Raw genomic sequence first — 14,738 nt, 5'->3', positions numbered from 1 at the left:
ATGGTCTTACCTGGTATGACAGCGGGTACAGGATTTATCGCCAAAAGGCCCTTTGCCAGCCTCTTCGTGACACTTCATGCACTGATCGTGGAACGAATCCATGCGATGCGGCAACGGAGTGGCGTCCGTATCGTAATGGCAGGAATTGCACGAAGGCTGCGCGGGGCCGGTCTTGCCGGGAAGCAGTTCATGACACTCGCTGCATCCCTCCAGCTTCTTTTCGTACATCTCGGCGTGGCAGCTTTCGCACTTGGCGTGCACTGCATCGCGCAGGGCAGGGGTGTTGCCGTCGGCCTTTTCGCCGTGGCACTGGTTGCACGCGCCCGGCTCGGCCTCGATGCTCGTGTCGTGGTGACAGTCGGTGCACGCGGTCGTGTACTGGGTCACGTGATCGTCATGGCTCCATTTGAGCTTGCCCATCTCGGCATGGTGACAGCGGGTGCAGGTGTCGGCCGGCAGTTGAGTCTGATGGTCCGAAGTGAACTTGGCGTCGAACTCGGTCGCATGGCAGGAACCGCACGGCAGCGGCGTCAGGCCCGGCGTCTCGCTTTCATGATGGCATTTCGCGCAGTTCCCGCCACTACTCTCTACGTATTTCACGTGACGCGAGTGGGTGAAAACTACATCGCCGCCTTTATTGTCCAACCGAAGACGAACAGGCAGCTCTTCCGAAGGGGCTGGCGTGAACTGGCCGCCCAGGGCCAGGATTGCCAACATACCGCAGACAATGGTGATGGGTACGTAACGTTTTTTCAAGGCAGTGTCCTTGTGCTCCGGTTTGACGCAACTAAAGACAGGATGCTTCCCGCAAGCATCCATCTCAGACAAGATACAAACAGCTGGACGATTTAAACCTATTGAAAAATAGGCCTGCGTGTTGCCCTATTCAATTATCGATTTTTTGTAAACATAAATCTCGAAACATTCTGTAACTCAACTGTTTTAATCAGATTTTATCGACCGTGAACGTCATACGCGAAAACCGCGCCCAGACCGGCGCACCGGCCATCCGCACCGCCAAAACGCCATCCCCCGCCATCCTCGGGCAAACGCTGCAGCACAATGAAAAGAGGGCCCGGAAGTCTGCACTCCCGGGCCCTCTTTCAATCGTCGTCATCCCCTTGAAGGAGGGGCTCCTTGCCATTTATCGAACGGACTGCCGCCATCCCGACGAACGCAACCACGAAAATGACGCTCGGTCTCGTTCGAGACGGTGGGCAGCGATGTCGCGACAGATCATTTCGTCTCGTGCAAGTCCTCGCCGATCTCCTGCAGCAGGGCGCGGACGGCGGCGAGCCGTTCACGCTGCCGGCCGTCGAGCCGGCGGTCGAGATCCTCGGCCGCGTGGGCCATGGCCTTGACCTGGTTTTCCATGGCCATGGCCGAGGTGCGGCGCGGCAGGGTCGCAAGCTCGGTGACCTTGCCGTCGAGGACGGCATGGCGCGCATCCAGTTCCAGCACCGCGCCGTTGAGGCGCTTGAGCTCCTCGATTTCGCGGCCGAGCCCTGCCACGTTCTGGTGCAGGGCGTAGAAGAAGACGAACAGGAGCAGAATAGTGCCCGCGGCCAGGGCTGCCGCTATCCGGTCCTTCCCGAAAACGTCCTTGGTGTTCATGGATCCCTCCGGCGGTGATGTCATGCACCGCCCGCTATCCCAAAACCCGGTCAGCCTCAACCTCAGTTGATGAGCGCCTGCAGCGGCGCGGGGATCGCCCCGCCGCGACTGACGAAGCCGCCCGAGACGGCGTTGCTGCGCACGGGCATGATTTCGGCTTCGCCCAGCAGGCCGCCGAAATGCACCTTGTCACCGGCCTTCTTGCCAGGCACGGGGATGAGCCGGGCGGCCGTGGTCTTCTTGTTGATCATGCCGATGGCCATCTCGTCGGCGATGATGCCGGAGATGGTCTCGGCCGTGGTGTCGCCGGGCAGGGCGACCATGTCCAGGCCCACGGAGCAGACCGCGGTCATGGCCTCCAGCTTCTCCAGGCAGAGCTGTCCGCCGGCGGCCGCTGCGGCGATGTTCAGATCCTCGCTGACGGGGATGAAGGCGCCGCTCAGGCCGCCCACGCGGGAACTGGCGAAGGCGCCGCCCTTCTTGACCGCGTCGTTGAGCATGGCCAGAGCCGCCGTGGAGCCGGGCACGCCGATGGCGCCCAGGCCCAGGGACTGGAAGATCTCGCCCACGCTGTCGCCGACGTTGGGCGTCGGGGCCAGGGACAGGTCCACGATGCCGAACTCCACGGCCAGGATGCGGGCCACCTCGCGGCCGATGATCTCGCCCACGCGCGTGACCTTGTAGGCCGTGCGCTTGATGACGTCGGCCAGTTCGCCCAAGTGGGCGCCGGGGTTGTCCTGCAGGGCGCGGTCGATGGCCTTCCTGACCACGCCGGGGCCACTGACGCCGACGTTGATGACCGAACCGGCCTCGCCCACGCCCAGATAGGCGCCGGCCATGAAGGGCACGTCCTCGGGGATGTTGGCGAAGACCACGAGCTTGGCGCAGCCCAGGCCGTCGCGGTCCTTGGTGCGTTCGGCCGTGGCCTTGATGGTGCGGCCCATGAGCCCCACGGCGTCCATATTGATGCCGGCGCGGGTCGAGGCCACGTTGACGGACGAGCACATGCGCTCGGTCACGTCCAGGGCCTCGGGGATGGCCTCGATGAGGGCTAGGTCGCCCTTGGCCATGCCCTTCTCGACCAGGGCGCCGAAACCGCCGATGAAGTCGACCTTCACGTCCCGGGCCGCCTGGTCCAGGGTCTTGGCCACCTCAACCATGCCGCGGCTGTCAAAGGGCGCGGCTGCCACGGCGATGGGGCTGACGGAGATGCGCTTGTTGACCACGGGGATGCCGTAGCGGTCGCCGACCTCGTCGCAGACGGCGACAAGGTCCTTGGCCAGGGTGGTGATGCGCTTGTATATGGCGTCGGTGAAACGCGGGAGATCGTGGGACGCGCATTCGAGCAGGCTGATACCAAGCGTCACGGTGCGCACGTCCAGATTCTCGTTCTTGATCATGGACAGGGTGGAGAGGACCTCGCGGTCGTTGAGCATGTCGGGCCTCCTAGACTCGGTGAATCGTTTCGAAAATTTCGCGGTGCTGGACCGAGACGTCCAGCCCGAAGCCCGCGCAAACCTGCTGCATGACCTGCCGAAGCTGCCGATGATCGACGCCCATGGGCATGTCGACCTCGAAGATCATGATCATCTCGTCCACGCCGTCCTCCTGGGTGATGATGGCCCGGAAGTTGACCACGTTGCAGGCCAGGGAGGCGATGGCCGTGGTCACGGCCGAGATGGTGCCGGGCTTGTCCACGCCGCGGGTGGTGATGACGAAGGGCTGGCTCTGGGCCGGGACCGGCGCGGCGGCCGAGGTCATGGGACTCAGATGGGCGCTCAGCCCCATGCCGCCCAAGGCCTCGTTCAGCGCGGCGCCGATCGTGTCCAGGGGGTGCCCCTCGGGGTTGAGAACGATGAATATGGATGCGAACTCCGTCTGCAAAATGGTCTGGCTGACGTCCTCGATGTTGCAGCCGTGCGCAAACAGAATGGTCGATATTTTTGCCAGAATGCCCGGCTTGTCCTTGCCGATGACCGACAATACGAATTTGTTCATGGAACCTCCGATCCTCAGGAAAGTCACGATCTATGGCCCGCGGCGCGGGCATGCGTCAAGCCTTATCCCGTCCCCGCTCTGGCCAACCGCGGCGACTTGGGCTAGGGCTTCGGCCACCGAACACATCAATTTTACTGCGAGGTACACATGGCGCACATAGGAACCCCCCTCTCCCCCACGGCCACCAAGGTGCTCCTGCTCGGCTCCGGCGAACTGGGCAAGGAAGTGGTCATTGAACTGCAGCGCCTCGGCGTCGAGGTCGTCGCCGTGGACAGGTACGAAAATGCCCCGGCCATGCAGGTCGCCCACCGCTCCCACACGGTGTCCATGCTCGACGGGCAGGCCCTGCGCCGCATCATCGAGAGCGAGCGGCCGGACTTCATCGTCCCCGAGATCGAGGCCATCGCCACGGACACCCTGCTGGAACTGGAAGCAGAGGGGGTCACGGTCATCCCCACGGCCCGCGCCGCGAAGCTGACCATGAACCGCGAGGGCATCCGCCGCCTGGCGGCCGAGGAGCTGGGCCTGGCCACCTCGCCCTACCGCTTCGCCGAAACCTACGAGGAATACCTGGCGGCCGTGGAGGCCGTGGGCACGCCGTGCGTGGTCAAGCCCATCATGAGTTCCTCGGGCAAGGGGCAGTCCGTGGTCAAGACTCCGGCCGACGCCGAGAAATCGTGGAAATACGCCCAGGAAGGCGGTCGCACGGGCAAGGGCAAGGTCATCGTCGAGGGCTTCGTGGACTTCGACTACGAGATCACCCTGCTGACCGTGCGCCACATCGGCGGCACGACCTTCTGCGAGCCCATCGGGCACTACCAGAAGGACGGCGACTACCAGCAGTCCTGGCAGCCCCAGCCCATGAGCCAGGCCGCCCTGGCCGAAGCCCGGCGCATGGCCGAGGCCGTGACGGGCGCCCTGGGCGGCCGCGGAATCTTCGGCGTGGAACTGTTCATCAAGGGCGACACGGTCTATTTCAGCGAGGTCTCCCCGCGCCCCCACGACACGGGCCTGGTGACCCTCATCTCCCAGGACCTCTCGGAGTTCGCCCTGCACGCCCGAGCCATCCTCGGCCTGCCCGTGCCCGTCATCCGCCAGCACGGTCCCTCGGCCTCAAGCGTCATCCTGGTCGAAGGCACATCGAACCGGGTCCGCTTCGGCAACCTCGAAGCAGCCCTGGCCGAACCCGACACGGACCTGCGCCTCTTCGGCAAGCCCGAGGTCGGCGGCAAGCGCCGCATGGGCGTGGTCGTAGCCCGGGACGAGAGCATCGACAAAGCCGTGAACAAGGCCAAGAAAGCCGCGTCCCTCGTGACGGTCGAACTCTGAGCCGCGCGGTGCGGGGACGGGTCCAGGCCTGTCCCCGCGCCACTTGTCTTCCGCCTCCGCTTGGACTAGAGAGCAGCCGTCCAGGCGATATCCGCCCCCCTCCGGCACGCGAGCGGCGCGCATCCGCCCAGCCCAAACGACCGGTCCCTGCCCTTCCCTTAAGGAGACAACATGTTGAGAAAATTTGCCTTTGTTTTGTGTTTCATGCTTGCCTGCTCCACGGCCGTCGCCGGGGAAAAGGAGCACCGGGCCCTGGCCGAGGAACTGATCAAGATCACCGAAGGCGACATGGTCATGGAAAAGATGAAGGCCCAGGTGACCATGATCTTCCAGCAGATCACGGCCCAGATGAACGTCCAGGAAGCCGACAAGCCCAAGCTCGACAAGTATTCCAAGCGCTTCGACGCCATCCTCAAGGAGGACATGGCCTGGGACAAGGTCAAGCCGCAGTATCTGGACCTGTACACGTCCGTCTTCACCGAAGAGGAGACCAAGGGCCTGGTGGATTTCTACAAGTCCGACCTCGGCAAGAAGGTCACGTCCAAGATGCCCGAGCTCATGCAGCAGAGCATGACCGTGGCCCGCACCTACATGCAGGGCGTGGTGCCCAAGCTCGAAACCCTGACCGAGGAAATGCGCAAGGAATTCGAGCCCGCGGGCGCCAAGGCTCCCGGCCAGGAGGCTCCGGCCGCCAAGGCCGCGCCGGCCGGATCGAAGGAAGGCAAGAAAGAATAGGTTTTGCGCGCGAAGTGAATGAAAGGCTCCGTCGGTTGCTGCCGGCGGAGCCTTTTATATTGATGTCAGGCCAACAGGGCGCGGATTTCCCGCCGGGCGGCCTCCAGGTACTTCGGGTAGTTCGCCTTGACGGGTTCGGACAGTTCCATGGACCAGTCGCTGATGGTCAGGGGTTCGATGCCGATGACGACGAGCGTCTGCGGCTTGTGGCCGAGCAGCTCCGCCATCCTGAGGGAATCGAGAAGGTCGATGTCGTGCAGCGAGAGGCGCTGCTCCCCGTTCTCCCGCAGATTTTCCTCGGTGAAGCGGTAGATGGTGCCGGGCTCGCGGCCGCCCTTGACGCAATCGAGGACCAGCACCCGCTCGTATTCCTGAAAAACGTAGAAAATGTCCTGGGTGAAGGTCGCGCCATCCAGAAAATCGACCTCATCGGGGTTCCACTCCTCCCGGGACAGGTCCTGCACCGCGTGCACCCCCGCCCCATCGTCGGTCAGCAGCAGATTCCCCACCCCAAGCACCAAAAGTCTTTTCATGCCATGCTCTCCGAAATCCTGCGCCGCCTGGTTGCGGCGCGTTGCGTTGTGGCGTCGTTCAAAAAAAAGGGCCGGTCGCCCGGCCCTTCATGATCCATCGGATACGAATCAGTCAACGTTGATGACGTGTTCTTCACCGGTTTCAGCGTGCAGCACGTGCACGGCACAGCCCAGTCACGGGTCAAAGGCGCGAACGAGGCGCCCGACGTTGACGGGATTCTTGATGTCCGGAACCGGCACGCCGATCAGAGCCTCCTCGATGGGACCGCGCTGGCCCATGTCGTCGCGGGGGTTGGCGTTCCAGAGGGTGGCGGACACGATCTGGTAGCTTTCGATCTTCTTGTCCTTGATCTTCAGGTAGTGCAGCAGGGAGCCGCGGGGGGCCTCGGTGAAGCCGGTGCCTTCGCCGACGTCCGGGAGCTCGGGCTTGGCGTAGGTTTCTCCGCCGGCCGTGACATCCTTGAGCCATTTCTCAACGGCCGTGGCCACCATCCAGGTCTCCTCGGCGCGGGCCACGTGGCGGCCCATGATGGAGAAGGCCTTGTCGCCCAGGTCGCGGAAGTTCTTGGCCTCGATGCCATACAGGTCCTTGAGGAGCTTCTGGCCCACGGGGCTGAGTTCGGGGTTTTCCACCCACATGCGGGCCAAGGGGCCCACTTCGCAGGGTTTGTCCTTGTAGCGCGGAGCCTTGACGAAACTATAGGCGCCCTTCTTGTCCGGGTTGGGGACGGTCTCGCCGACGCTGTAATGCAGGCCGCCGGGAGCGGAATAGTCGAAGAAGGAATGGCCTACGTATTCCTTGATCAGCTTGGGATCGAAGGCTTCGTCCTTGCCGTCGAGGAAGACGCCGGGCTTGAGCAGGAAGGTCTTCTGCTCGTCGTCCTGGGGGAAGACGCCGAAGGCGATGACGTTCTTGTAGCCGACGCCGGTCGCGAACAGGTCGGTGTACACGGAACCCAGAGTGTAGATGAGGGGCAGGTACTCGTCGACCACGAACTTCTGCACTTCCTTGAAGCGGGCGGCGTATTCGGCCAGCTTCTCGGCGGTGGGAATCTGGGTCGCGCCGCCGCCGACCATGCCCTGGACGTGCGGCATGCGGCCGCCGAACATGGCCACCATCTCGTGGCAGATGCGGCGGACTTCAAGGGCCTTCAGGTACTGGTTCAGGCCGTAGGTGTTCGTGGCCTCGGCCTTGGCACCGTCCGTGATGCGATCCGTGAGCAGGTCCGCGTTGGCGTATCTGGGCACGAAGGGGGAGACATCGGGTCCCTTGACGTAGTCCAGGGCGGCCAGATGATAGAAGTGCAGGATATGGGACTGCAGGTAGTTGGCGCCGAAGATCAGGTTGCGGGTGATGCGTCCGTTGGTCGGGACCTTCACGCCGAAGGCCTCGTCCTGGGCCATGACCGAAGCGGTGCAGTGGGCCGTGGGGCAGACGCCGCAGATGCGCTGTACGATCTGGGAGGAATCCCGGGGATCGCGACCTTTGAGAATCTGCTCGAACCCGCGGAACATGCCGCCGGAGCACTTGGCGTCGACGACCTTGCCTTCCTTGACTTCGACCTCGATCTTGAGGTGCCCTTCGACCCTGGTCAACGGGTCGATGGCAATCTTGATTTTCCCGTCAGTGGCGGGATTAGCTGCTTGTGACACGTGCGTCCTCCTTGATTATTCCGCTACATAGAAAGGAGACTTCCCGTCCGGGAAATCCGGTTCCACACAGCCGATGCACACGGCGTTCTCGACACACCAGTTGATGCCGTTGTTCCAGCGGCGCTTGTAACAGTCGGCATAGGTGGACGGGCCCTTGCAGCCGAGCTCGGCCTTGCAGCCGGGCTTGGTGAAGGTGGGGGCGAAATCCGACGCGTCGTACTTTTCGAGGTACGGACAGTTTTCGTGGATGTTCTCGCCGAAGAAGAGCATCGGGCGGCCTTCATCATCAAGCTCGGGCAACGGGTGCTCGTTGGGGTTGAGGACATGGCTCCAGGCGGCGACAAGGGTGCCGACCATCCAGTCCGGATGGGGCGGGCATCCGGGCACGTTGACCAACAGCTTGTCGATCTTTTCGGCGGCGAAGAAGTCACGCACGCTTGTGGCGCCGGTGACGTTGCCGGCCGCGGCCGGGATGCCGCCGTAGGCGGAACAGGTGCCGACGGCCACGGTGGCCAGGGACTTGGGCGCAAGGTCCCTGATCAGCTCGGCCATGGTCACTTCGTGGTGATGGCCCTTGGCGTCAAGGGTTTCACCGACGATGCAGTAACGGCCTTCCTTGGCGGTGGGGATGGCACCTTCGACCAGCAGGAAGAAGTTGCCCTTGAACTTTTCGGCGATGGCGTACATGTGCTCAAGCGCCATCTCGCCTTCGCTGGCCATGACGGTGGGATGGAACTCAAGGCTGATGACATCCAGCAGGATCTCCTTGATCCGGGGATGAACGGCGTTGAGCAGGGACACGGAACACCCGGTGCAGCCCTGACCCTGTACCCAGATGACCGGGGCTTTTTTCGCCCCTTCGGTCATGGCATGCAGGATGCCCGGATGATAGATCTGGGAAATGCCCAGTCCGGCGACACCTGCGGAGCACAGTTTGACGAACTCACGTCTGCTTAAACTCATACCCTCCTCCTTCAAAAAGGTAATAGCGTGCAGAGACTTCGGCCTTTTTTTCACGAGCGCTTCGATATCCTCTAAATATTCAATGTGTCAACGCGCTTTGGATCGAAATTCACGATTGTTGCAATCTGCATACGGCGGTGTAGGACATCGCGCGAAATGCGAGGGGCCCTTCAAAATTGGGACGCGACAGGTGACACCTTTTTTGACTAGAGTATTACGAATTCCCGATTACACTGGTCAATCAACCATGAATTGCGGCACGCGCACCCCATGGTCCACCGAGCCGGCGAACTTCGTTGACCTTTCGCGTCGTGGCGCCACCGGCGCACGTGCAGGGTTGAACACACGAAAGCCGTCTGCGCCAAAACCTGGGGGTATCGAAGGGGGGCGTTATTTTCTGCGGGGAAAATAGGCGGTCGTGGAATTGTGTTCCCACAGGAACTGGTGAATGTGGTAACCGTCGGAGAAGAAGGTCACAGAGCCGAGAATGGGCGACGGGGAGTCGGACGTGTCGCCGTAGACATAGATGAAGCGGTTGAAACGGTAGAGCTTCCGGTGCAATCCCATCCTTTCGGCGTGCAGGATGAGATGGCCGCTGCGGGCCCGGTCGTCCTCGATCCAGACACGGCTGGAATCGTGCAGGGTGTACTCGCCGACATAGTTTTCCTCGACGAACTCCTCCGTGGCCACGCCATGCATGAACCTGGCCTCGGCGCCGTGCTTGAGGGCGTCCTGCCCCGACTCGTTGGCCAGGACCGTCGTACCGGGCCGCTGCGCCACCTGTCCGATGGGCACCGCGTTCTGCGCGGCGGATTCGGGGAGCCGGGGCTCGGGCGGAGGGGTTTGCGCTACCGGCTCAGGGCCGGAGATTGCGGCCGGGGCCCTGGGCGTGGCGCCCTTTGCCGCCGCCTCAGGCTGGCGGGCCGGCCTGGGCCGGTGAACGGGCGTCTTCGGGAGCGGCTTCGGCGCATCCTCGATCCGCTCTTTGGCTGACGCCGCCGGCTCGGGAGGAACCTGCGCCGGTTTGACCGCCGGGGCCACGATGTCGAGCAGCAAGGTCCTGTCTTCAACGTGTCCGACCGTTCGGAGGTCCAGCCCCAGGAGAAGGACCGCATGCAGGGCAATGGACAGAAGCGCGCACAGGACGAGAAAAGGCACGCCTCCAGCGGGTCGCCCGGCGTCCGATTCCCTCTCGCCCGTTTCCGGTCCGTGGCGGGAGGCATTCTTGCAGGCAAGAAGGGAAAGCGACAACTCGGGTGCGTTCATGTTGTTCTTTGGCCTGTGCGGTGGTATTCAAAAAACGGCTCACATCCACCACCGGGGGAAGCAATGCGAATTCTTCTCACAGCGTTTCTTGCAATCCTCTTCGACACTTCCGCCGCCTTTTCCGAATGCACTATAAGCATCATCCACAGTTACCACAAGGAGTACGCCTGGGAACAAAGCCTCACCGAAGGACTGCTGCAATCCCTGCCACGTGGCGCGGCCATCCGCCACTTCTACCTCGACACCAAGCGCACGCCGCAGGCCGAACACCGCGCGCGGGCCGACGCGGTCTGGGAGGAAATCAGAGCCGCGGCGTGGAGCCTCATCATCCTCTGCGACGACAACGCGGCCAAATACCTTGGCCCCCGGCTGAAAAACGGCCCCACCCCCGTGGTGTACCTCGGGATCAACCGCAACCCGCGCGACTACGGGCTCTTTCCCGCCCCGAACATGACAGGGGTCCTCGAACGCCCCCTGCTCAAACGCTCCCTGCACTCCATGTGCAAACTCGTGAACACCGACGACACCAAGGTCCTCATTCTCTTCGACTCCGACGCGACGTCCGACGCGGTGGTCCACGAGGCCTTTGAGGGAAAATCAAGGCTCAACCTCGGCAAGGTGCAGGTTGAGCTGAAGCAGTTCTCCCTGCTCGACAACTGGCGGGAGGCGCTTCTGAACGCCAAGGCCGAAGGGTTCGACACGGTCTACATCGGGCTGTACCACACCCTGCGCGACAGCGCCGGCAAGCACGTGCCCGAGGACGAGGTCCTGGCCTGGGCCAACGCCAACACGCCCGTTCCGATCTTCGCCTTCTGGGATTTCGCAGTGGGCAAGGGAAAGACCATCGGCGGGCATGTGCTGAGCGCTTTCGACCAGGGGCAGGCGGCAGGGAAAATCGCCTGCCGGATACTGGCCGGGACCCCGCCCTCGTCAATACTCCCCCAAACCGCCCAGGCCGGAACGTACACGTTCAGCGCGTTTGAACTGGACCGGTTCGGGATCAAATTGCCCGACGCGATACGCGCACAGGCCGTCATGGTCCCGTGAGCAGCGCCGACGGATCCGAAAACCGGCCTTGACCGCCGATGGCCCGCTTACTACTGAACATGCCCATGACCACAACAGCCCAAAAAAAGCAGCTCATCCTGGAGTACGAGAAGAAATTTGCCCACAAACTGGCCGCCTTCGTGCTCGACAAGCCCAAGCCGCCCTTGTGGATGATCTTTGTCCCGGTCTTCTTCGTCTTTTTCGCGCAGAAAATGAAACAATATTCGAGCGGGTTGGAAGAATTCGTCCAGAACTACACCAAGCCGCGCCGCCTCGCTCTCGACGCGGCCTTGGACTCGCAGGAGACCGGCGCGCCCATCGACACGGCCGGCCTGCTCGAACGCGCCGGCGCGATTCCCGAGCAATCCCGTCCGCTTTTCCAGGACTGGATGGCTGCCCTCACGGATCATTACCGCACGCTCTTCGAGGCCTCCGGCGGCACGCCCGAAGCCCTGATCCGGTCTGGATACCGCAGCAAGACGGATTATCTGCTCCAGTGCAACGTCCTCAACAAGGCCGAGAACGCCTTCACCGAATCCCTCATGCCCAGGATCGAAGGGGACGGCCAGGACATCCGCAACGTCGTGGAGAGGATGAAGGTTGCCGTCGTCGACCTGCGCCGCCAGGAAGCCGACGCCATCTTCCGCTAGCCGGCCAGCTGACCCGGCGCGCTTTCGGAGCGGAAGTGCGCCGGCACGCTCAGAGCATCTCCTCCATCTGGGCGAAGAAATCGCCGCGCTCAAAAACCGGGCCGTATTCCCCCTCCAACCGGTCCAGACTGCCCAAAAACGCGTCCCAACCCTCGATCTCGCCGACCTTCTTCCTGTCGGCGAAAATCTTGAAGCGCGTCCCCCGGGGGCACTTGGTCAGATTGATCTCGAAGCTGCGTCCGGACGCATAGACCGTCCAATACGCGGACCAGCTCGTCCGGTCGCCTTCCGTTTTCTTGTACTTTTCGAAGTAGGCCTCGAACACCTCCACGATGCGCGCGTTGTCCATGATTCCCTCCTCGCGACTGGTTTTCTGAAATTCAACGCCTGTGCATCCACAGGTCCGGATTCCCCTTGCCTTTGACCACTCCCCGCAATATTGGTAGGACCAATTTCACGGGAGCACAACCTTGAGTACACCGCAACAGCAAAAAAGAATCTACGAAGAAATTGCCGTGCGTCTGCAGGAGCTGGTGGAAGTCGACGACTTGCAGCCGGGAGACCGGTTGCCGCCCGAACGCCGCTTGGCGGAATTGTTCGGCGTTTCGCGCAATTCCATGCGCGAGGCCATCAAGAGTCTGGAACAGACGGGGCTGCTCAAAAGCAGGCCGGGAGCCGGAACCTACATCGCGGCGGCCAGCCCGACGGAACTGGCCCGGCAACTCGGCGAGGCCTTCGCCCGGGAACGGCACAGGCTTGAGGACATTTTCGAACTTCGCCTCCTGCTGGAGCCGCAGATCGCGCGCCTTGCGGCGCGGCGCGTCTCCCCGCGGGCCATCGAACGGCTGGACGACCTCATGCACACCTATGAAGACGCCGTGAGGCATGGGGAGCCTGTCCTGGAGATCGACCAGGACCTCCACGATACCATCGCGGCGGCCACGGGCAACCACGCCATCGTCAGGCTTATGGAGCAGATGCACGACATGCTCTTCGAAAGTCGCGACGAAACCTTGCAGTCGCCGGAGCGCAGCCGCAACGCGCTGGAGGACCACCGAAAAATCCTGGCGGCGCTGCGCCTGCGCGATGCCGACGGTGCCTGCGCCGCCATGACGGAACATCTCGAACACACACGGGAAATCGTATTCACCTCAAAAAAAGGAGCATGAACTCATGAAGGAAATTCGCAAAACAGCCCGCGACCTGATGACTGGCTACTGCCGCGTCTGCCCCGTCTGCAACGGGAAGGCCTGCGCCGGCGAGGTTCCGGGCATGGGCGGCCTGGGCACGGGAACGGCCTTCATGGCCAATGTGCAGGCCCTGGCCGACTGCACGTTCAACATGCGCCTCGTGCACGACATCACGGAGCCGGACACGAGCACGTCCCTGCTGGGCCTTAAGCTGTCCATGCCCGTCATGGCGGCCCCCATCGGCGGCGTGTCCTTCAACATGGGCGGGAAGAGGTCCGAAGAGGAGTACATCACCGCCATCATCGACGGCTGCAGACAGGCCGGGATCATCGGCTGCACCGGCGACGGGGTCCCGCCGTTCATCCACGAGGCCGGCTTCGCCGCCATCACGGCCGCGGGGGGACACGGCATCCCGTTCATCAAACCTTGGGAGGACGCGGAGCTCTATGACAAGCTCGCCAAGGCCAGGGATACGGGCGCATCCGTCGTCGGAATGGACATCGACGCCGCCGGCCTCATCACCCTGCGCAAGATGGGACGGCCGGTGTCGCCCAAGCCGGTGGCCACCCTGCGCGAGATCATCGCCAGGGCCGGCCTCAAGTTCATCGTCAAGGGCGTCATGACCGTGGAGGACGCCCGTCTGGCCGCGGAGGCGGGCGCGGACGCCATCGTCGTCTCCAACCACGGCGGGCGCGTGCTCGACCACACGCCGGGAACGGCCAAGGTGCTGCCGGGCATCGCGAAGGAAATGAAGGGAAAGATCGCCATCATCGCGGACGGCGGAATCCGCAGCGGCGGGGACGTGCTGAAGATGCTGGCCCTCGGGGCCGACGCGGTCATGCTCGGCCGACCCTTCAGCATCGCGGCCATGGGTGGCCTGACCGAGGGCGTCACGGCCTATGCCCAGACGCTGCGCACGGAACTCATGCAGGCCATGGTCATGACCGGCACCCGGGCCGTCACGCAGATGCCCGCAAACATCCTCTGGAACGGCTTCCGGGCGTAAGGCCCCGGGCACAAGGCGCAAAAAAAGGGCCGGATGGCCGGCCCTTTACCCTCTGTACTTGAGTCCCGTCTCGTACACCGGCAGCCCCCGCTCGGGGATCTGCTTGGTCCAGCAGACGGCCACAGGATAGCGGTCGAACTCGCCGAGGGAGGATTCATTGGGGGTGTACCCTTCCAGCGAAAGCTCAAGCTTGGCCCCGGGCTCGATGGGCGTCCGGGTCTTGAGGCAAAGCCCGCCGTCGCCGTAGTTGATCATGCGGGCGTAATGCGTCTTGTGCTGTCCCTCGTAGGTGTACCGGACAGGCACGAGACAATCCTTGCGAATGTGGGTGCGCTTGTTGGCAATCATATCGACCTCCTTACTCATGCGCAGGAACCCGATCGTCGGGATCCGGACATGTTCCGATGAACTTTCTTTAATCACTACCCCAAACCCGCCCAAGAGGCAAATCGCCAAAATCGCGGTTCGACAAAAAAAGTGCTTGCCATTTGGAAGCCCGCTCTATATTAACCGACTTCGCTTTCGGGGAGACCCGAAACCGCGAATACGGCGAGGTAGCTCAGACGGTTAGAGCATGCGGCTCATATCCGCAGTGTCGGGGGTTCAATTCCCTCCCTCGCTACCAAAAATTCAAGGCTCCGATTTTCGGAGCCTTTTCTTTTTTGCCTCCACTTTGTCCTCGGAACGGATCGTCAATCCCCCTCTTTTGCATCATGGTGCATCGTGCCAACCGACCAGATTCACGCAACTTCAT

At 62.8% G+C, this 14,738-nt stretch carries 16 protein-coding genes and 1 tRNA gene; 7 read left to right on the top strand and 10 right to left on the bottom strand.

Annotated elements, in window-relative coordinates:
* Positions 1-6: 6 nt before the first annotated feature.
* From G394_RS20485 to G394_RS0100310, 4 genes are all read right to left on the bottom strand, one after another.
* The gene (locus G394_RS20485) at positions 7-756 is read right to left on the bottom strand and encodes a cytochrome c3 family protein (RefSeq protein ID WP_169725512.1); all 750 of its coding nucleotides are present in this window, start codon (positions 754-756) and stop codon (positions 7-9) included.
* A 480-nt stretch (positions 757-1,236) separates the two neighbouring features.
* A complete protein-coding gene (locus G394_RS0100320; RefSeq protein WP_028575947.1) occupies positions 1,237-1,614 on the bottom strand; it encodes a hypothetical protein in 378 nt (125 codons plus the stop codon).
* A gap of 62 nt (positions 1,615-1,676) precedes the next feature.
* Entirely contained in the window at positions 1,677-3,050 is a 1,374-nt protein-coding gene (locus tag G394_RS0100315; RefSeq protein ID WP_028575946.1) for a PFL family protein, read from the bottom strand.
* Between the two features lie 10 nt (positions 3,051-3,060).
* The gene (locus G394_RS0100310) at positions 3,061-3,612 is read right to left on the bottom strand and encodes a glycine cleavage system transcriptional repressor (RefSeq protein ID WP_028575945.1); all 552 of its coding nucleotides are present in this window, start codon (positions 3,610-3,612) and stop codon (positions 3,061-3,063) included.
* Positions 3,613-3,759: 147 nt separating this feature from the next.
* Between G394_RS0100310 and purT the strand changes: the two genes are divergently transcribed.
* Both purT and G394_RS17295 read left to right on the top strand, forming a co-directional pair.
* Positions 3,760-4,941, top strand: coding sequence for a formate-dependent phosphoribosylglycinamide formyltransferase (purT, locus tag G394_RS0100305; protein ID WP_028575944.1), 1,182 nt, complete (start codon positions 3,760-3,762; stop codon positions 4,939-4,941).
* Between the two features lie 171 nt (positions 4,942-5,112).
* Positions 5,113-5,676 carry a DUF2059 domain-containing protein gene (locus G394_RS17295; RefSeq protein WP_051306830.1) on the top strand — a complete coding sequence of 188 codons (564 nt, stop codon included), beginning with the start codon at positions 5,113-5,115 and terminating at the stop codon, positions 5,674-5,676.
* 65 nt (positions 5,677-5,741) lie between these two features.
* Here the strand turns inward: G394_RS17295 and hysD are convergent, their stop codons facing one another.
* The 4 genes from hysD to G394_RS0100280 all read right to left on the bottom strand — a co-directional run bounded on the left by hysD (position 5,742) and on the right by G394_RS0100280 (position 9,983).
* Positions 5,742-6,209 (bottom strand): NiFeSe hydrogenase maturation protease, encoded by a 468-nt coding sequence (hysD, locus tag G394_RS0100295; RefSeq protein WP_028575943.1) that lies wholly within the window; start codon positions 6,207-6,209, stop codon positions 5,742-5,744.
* A 108-nt stretch (positions 6,210-6,317) separates the two neighbouring features.
* A complete protein-coding gene (gene hysA, locus G394_RS0100290) occupies positions 6,318-7,862 on the bottom strand; it encodes a NiFeSe hydrogenase large subunit HysA (protein ID WP_084435149.1) in 1,545 nt (514 codons plus the stop codon).
* 15 nt (positions 7,863-7,877) lie between these two features.
* Positions 7,878-8,825, bottom strand: a complete 948-nt coding sequence (hysB, locus tag G394_RS0100285) for a NiFeSe hydrogenase small subunit (RefSeq protein ID WP_028575941.1) — start codon at positions 8,823-8,825, stop codon at positions 7,878-7,880.
* Between the two features lie 390 nt (positions 8,826-9,215).
* Positions 9,216-9,983 (bottom strand): hypothetical protein, encoded by a 768-nt coding sequence (locus G394_RS0100280; RefSeq protein ID WP_169725511.1) that lies wholly within the window; start codon positions 9,981-9,983, stop codon positions 9,216-9,218.
* Between the two features lie 171 nt (positions 9,984-10,154).
* Here G394_RS0100280 and G394_RS0100275 point away from each other — a divergent pair, with 171 nt between their 5' ends.
* Both G394_RS0100275 and G394_RS0100270 read left to right on the top strand, forming a co-directional pair.
* Entirely contained in the window at positions 10,155-11,138 is a 984-nt protein-coding gene (locus G394_RS0100275; RefSeq protein WP_028575939.1) for an ABC transporter substrate-binding protein, read from the top strand.
* 65 nt (positions 11,139-11,203) lie between these two features.
* Positions 11,204-11,788 (top strand): NF038143 family protein, encoded by a 585-nt coding sequence (locus tag G394_RS0100270; protein WP_156902352.1) that lies wholly within the window; start codon positions 11,204-11,206, stop codon positions 11,786-11,788.
* A 49-nt stretch (positions 11,789-11,837) separates the two neighbouring features.
* On the opposite strand, the gene G394_RS0100265 is transcribed toward G394_RS0100270, so the two are convergent.
* Positions 11,838-12,137, bottom strand: a complete 300-nt coding sequence (locus G394_RS0100265) for a hypothetical protein (RefSeq protein WP_028575937.1) — start codon at positions 12,135-12,137, stop codon at positions 11,838-11,840.
* A gap of 121 nt (positions 12,138-12,258) precedes the next feature.
* Between G394_RS0100265 and G394_RS0100260 the strand changes: the two genes are divergently transcribed.
* Complete coding sequence (locus G394_RS0100260) at positions 12,259-12,957, top strand: FadR/GntR family transcriptional regulator (RefSeq protein ID WP_028575936.1); 699 nt, start codon at positions 12,259-12,261, stop codon at positions 12,955-12,957.
* Positions 12,958-12,961: 4 nt separating this feature from the next.
* Positions 12,962-13,984: an alpha-hydroxy-acid oxidizing protein gene (locus G394_RS0100255; RefSeq protein WP_028575935.1), complete on the top strand. Its 1,023-nt coding sequence runs from the start codon at positions 12,962-12,964 to the stop codon at positions 13,982-13,984.
* A 45-nt stretch (positions 13,985-14,029) separates the two neighbouring features.
* On the opposite strand, the gene G394_RS0100250 is transcribed toward G394_RS0100255, so the two are convergent.
* Entirely contained in the window at positions 14,030-14,332 is a 303-nt protein-coding gene (locus G394_RS0100250) for a PilZ domain-containing protein (protein ID WP_028575934.1), read from the bottom strand.
* A gap of 200 nt (positions 14,333-14,532) precedes the next feature.
* On the opposite strand from G394_RS0100250, the gene G394_RS0100245 reads away from it, so the two are divergent.
* A tRNA-Met gene (locus tag G394_RS0100245) sits at positions 14,533-14,609 on the top strand.
* Positions 14,610-14,738 lie beyond the last annotated feature (129 nt).

The sequence above is a fragment of the Desulfomicrobium escambiense DSM 10707 genome, assembly GCF_000428825.1.
Taxonomy (GTDB): Bacteria; Desulfobacterota; Desulfovibrionia; order Desulfovibrionales; family Desulfomicrobiaceae; genus Desulfomicrobium; species Desulfomicrobium escambiense.
The sequence above is the reverse complement of the archived record's forward strand: the minus strand, read 5'-3'. Positions and strand labels throughout refer to the sequence as shown.

Excerpts from the sequence above, each read along its gene's own strand:
- G394_RS0100320 (WP_028575947.1), bottom strand. The coding sequence starts at position 1,614 with ATGAACACCAAGGACGTTTTCGGGAAGGACCGGATAGCGGCAGCCCTG.
- G394_RS0100315 (WP_028575946.1), bottom strand. The coding sequence starts at position 3,050 with ATGCTCAACGACCGCGAGGTCCTCTCCACCCTGTCCATGATCAAGAAC.
- G394_RS0100310 (WP_028575945.1), bottom strand. The coding sequence starts at position 3,612 with ATGAACAAATTCGTATTGTCGGTCATCGGCAAGGACAAGCCGGGCATT.
- purT (WP_028575944.1), top strand. The coding sequence starts at position 3,760 with ATGGCGCACATAGGAACCCCCCTCTCCCCCACGGCCACCAAGGTGCTC.
- G394_RS17295 (WP_051306830.1), top strand. The coding sequence starts at position 5,113 with ATGTTGAGAAAATTTGCCTTTGTTTTGTGTTTCATGCTTGCCTGCTCC.
- hysD (WP_028575943.1), bottom strand. The coding sequence starts at position 6,209 with ATGAAAAGACTTTTGGTGCTTGGGGTGGGGAATCTGCTGCTGACCGAC.
- hysB (WP_028575941.1), bottom strand. The coding sequence starts at position 8,825 with ATGAGTTTAAGCAGACGTGAGTTCGTCAAACTGTGCTCCGCAGGTGTC.
- G394_RS0100275 (WP_028575939.1), top strand. The coding sequence starts at position 10,155 with ATGCGAATTCTTCTCACAGCGTTTCTTGCAATCCTCTTCGACACTTCC.
- G394_RS0100270 (WP_156902352.1), top strand. The coding sequence starts at position 11,204 with ATGACCACAACAGCCCAAAAAAAGCAGCTCATCCTGGAGTACGAGAAG.
- G394_RS0100265 (WP_028575937.1), bottom strand. The coding sequence starts at position 12,137 with ATGGACAACGCGCGCATCGTGGAGGTGTTCGAGGCCTACTTCGAAAAG.
- G394_RS0100255 (WP_028575935.1), top strand. The coding sequence starts at position 12,962 with ATGAAGGAAATTCGCAAAACAGCCCGCGACCTGATGACTGGCTACTGC.
- G394_RS0100250 (WP_028575934.1), bottom strand. The coding sequence starts at position 14,332 with ATGATTGCCAACAAGCGCACCCACATTCGCAAGGATTGTCTCGTGCCT.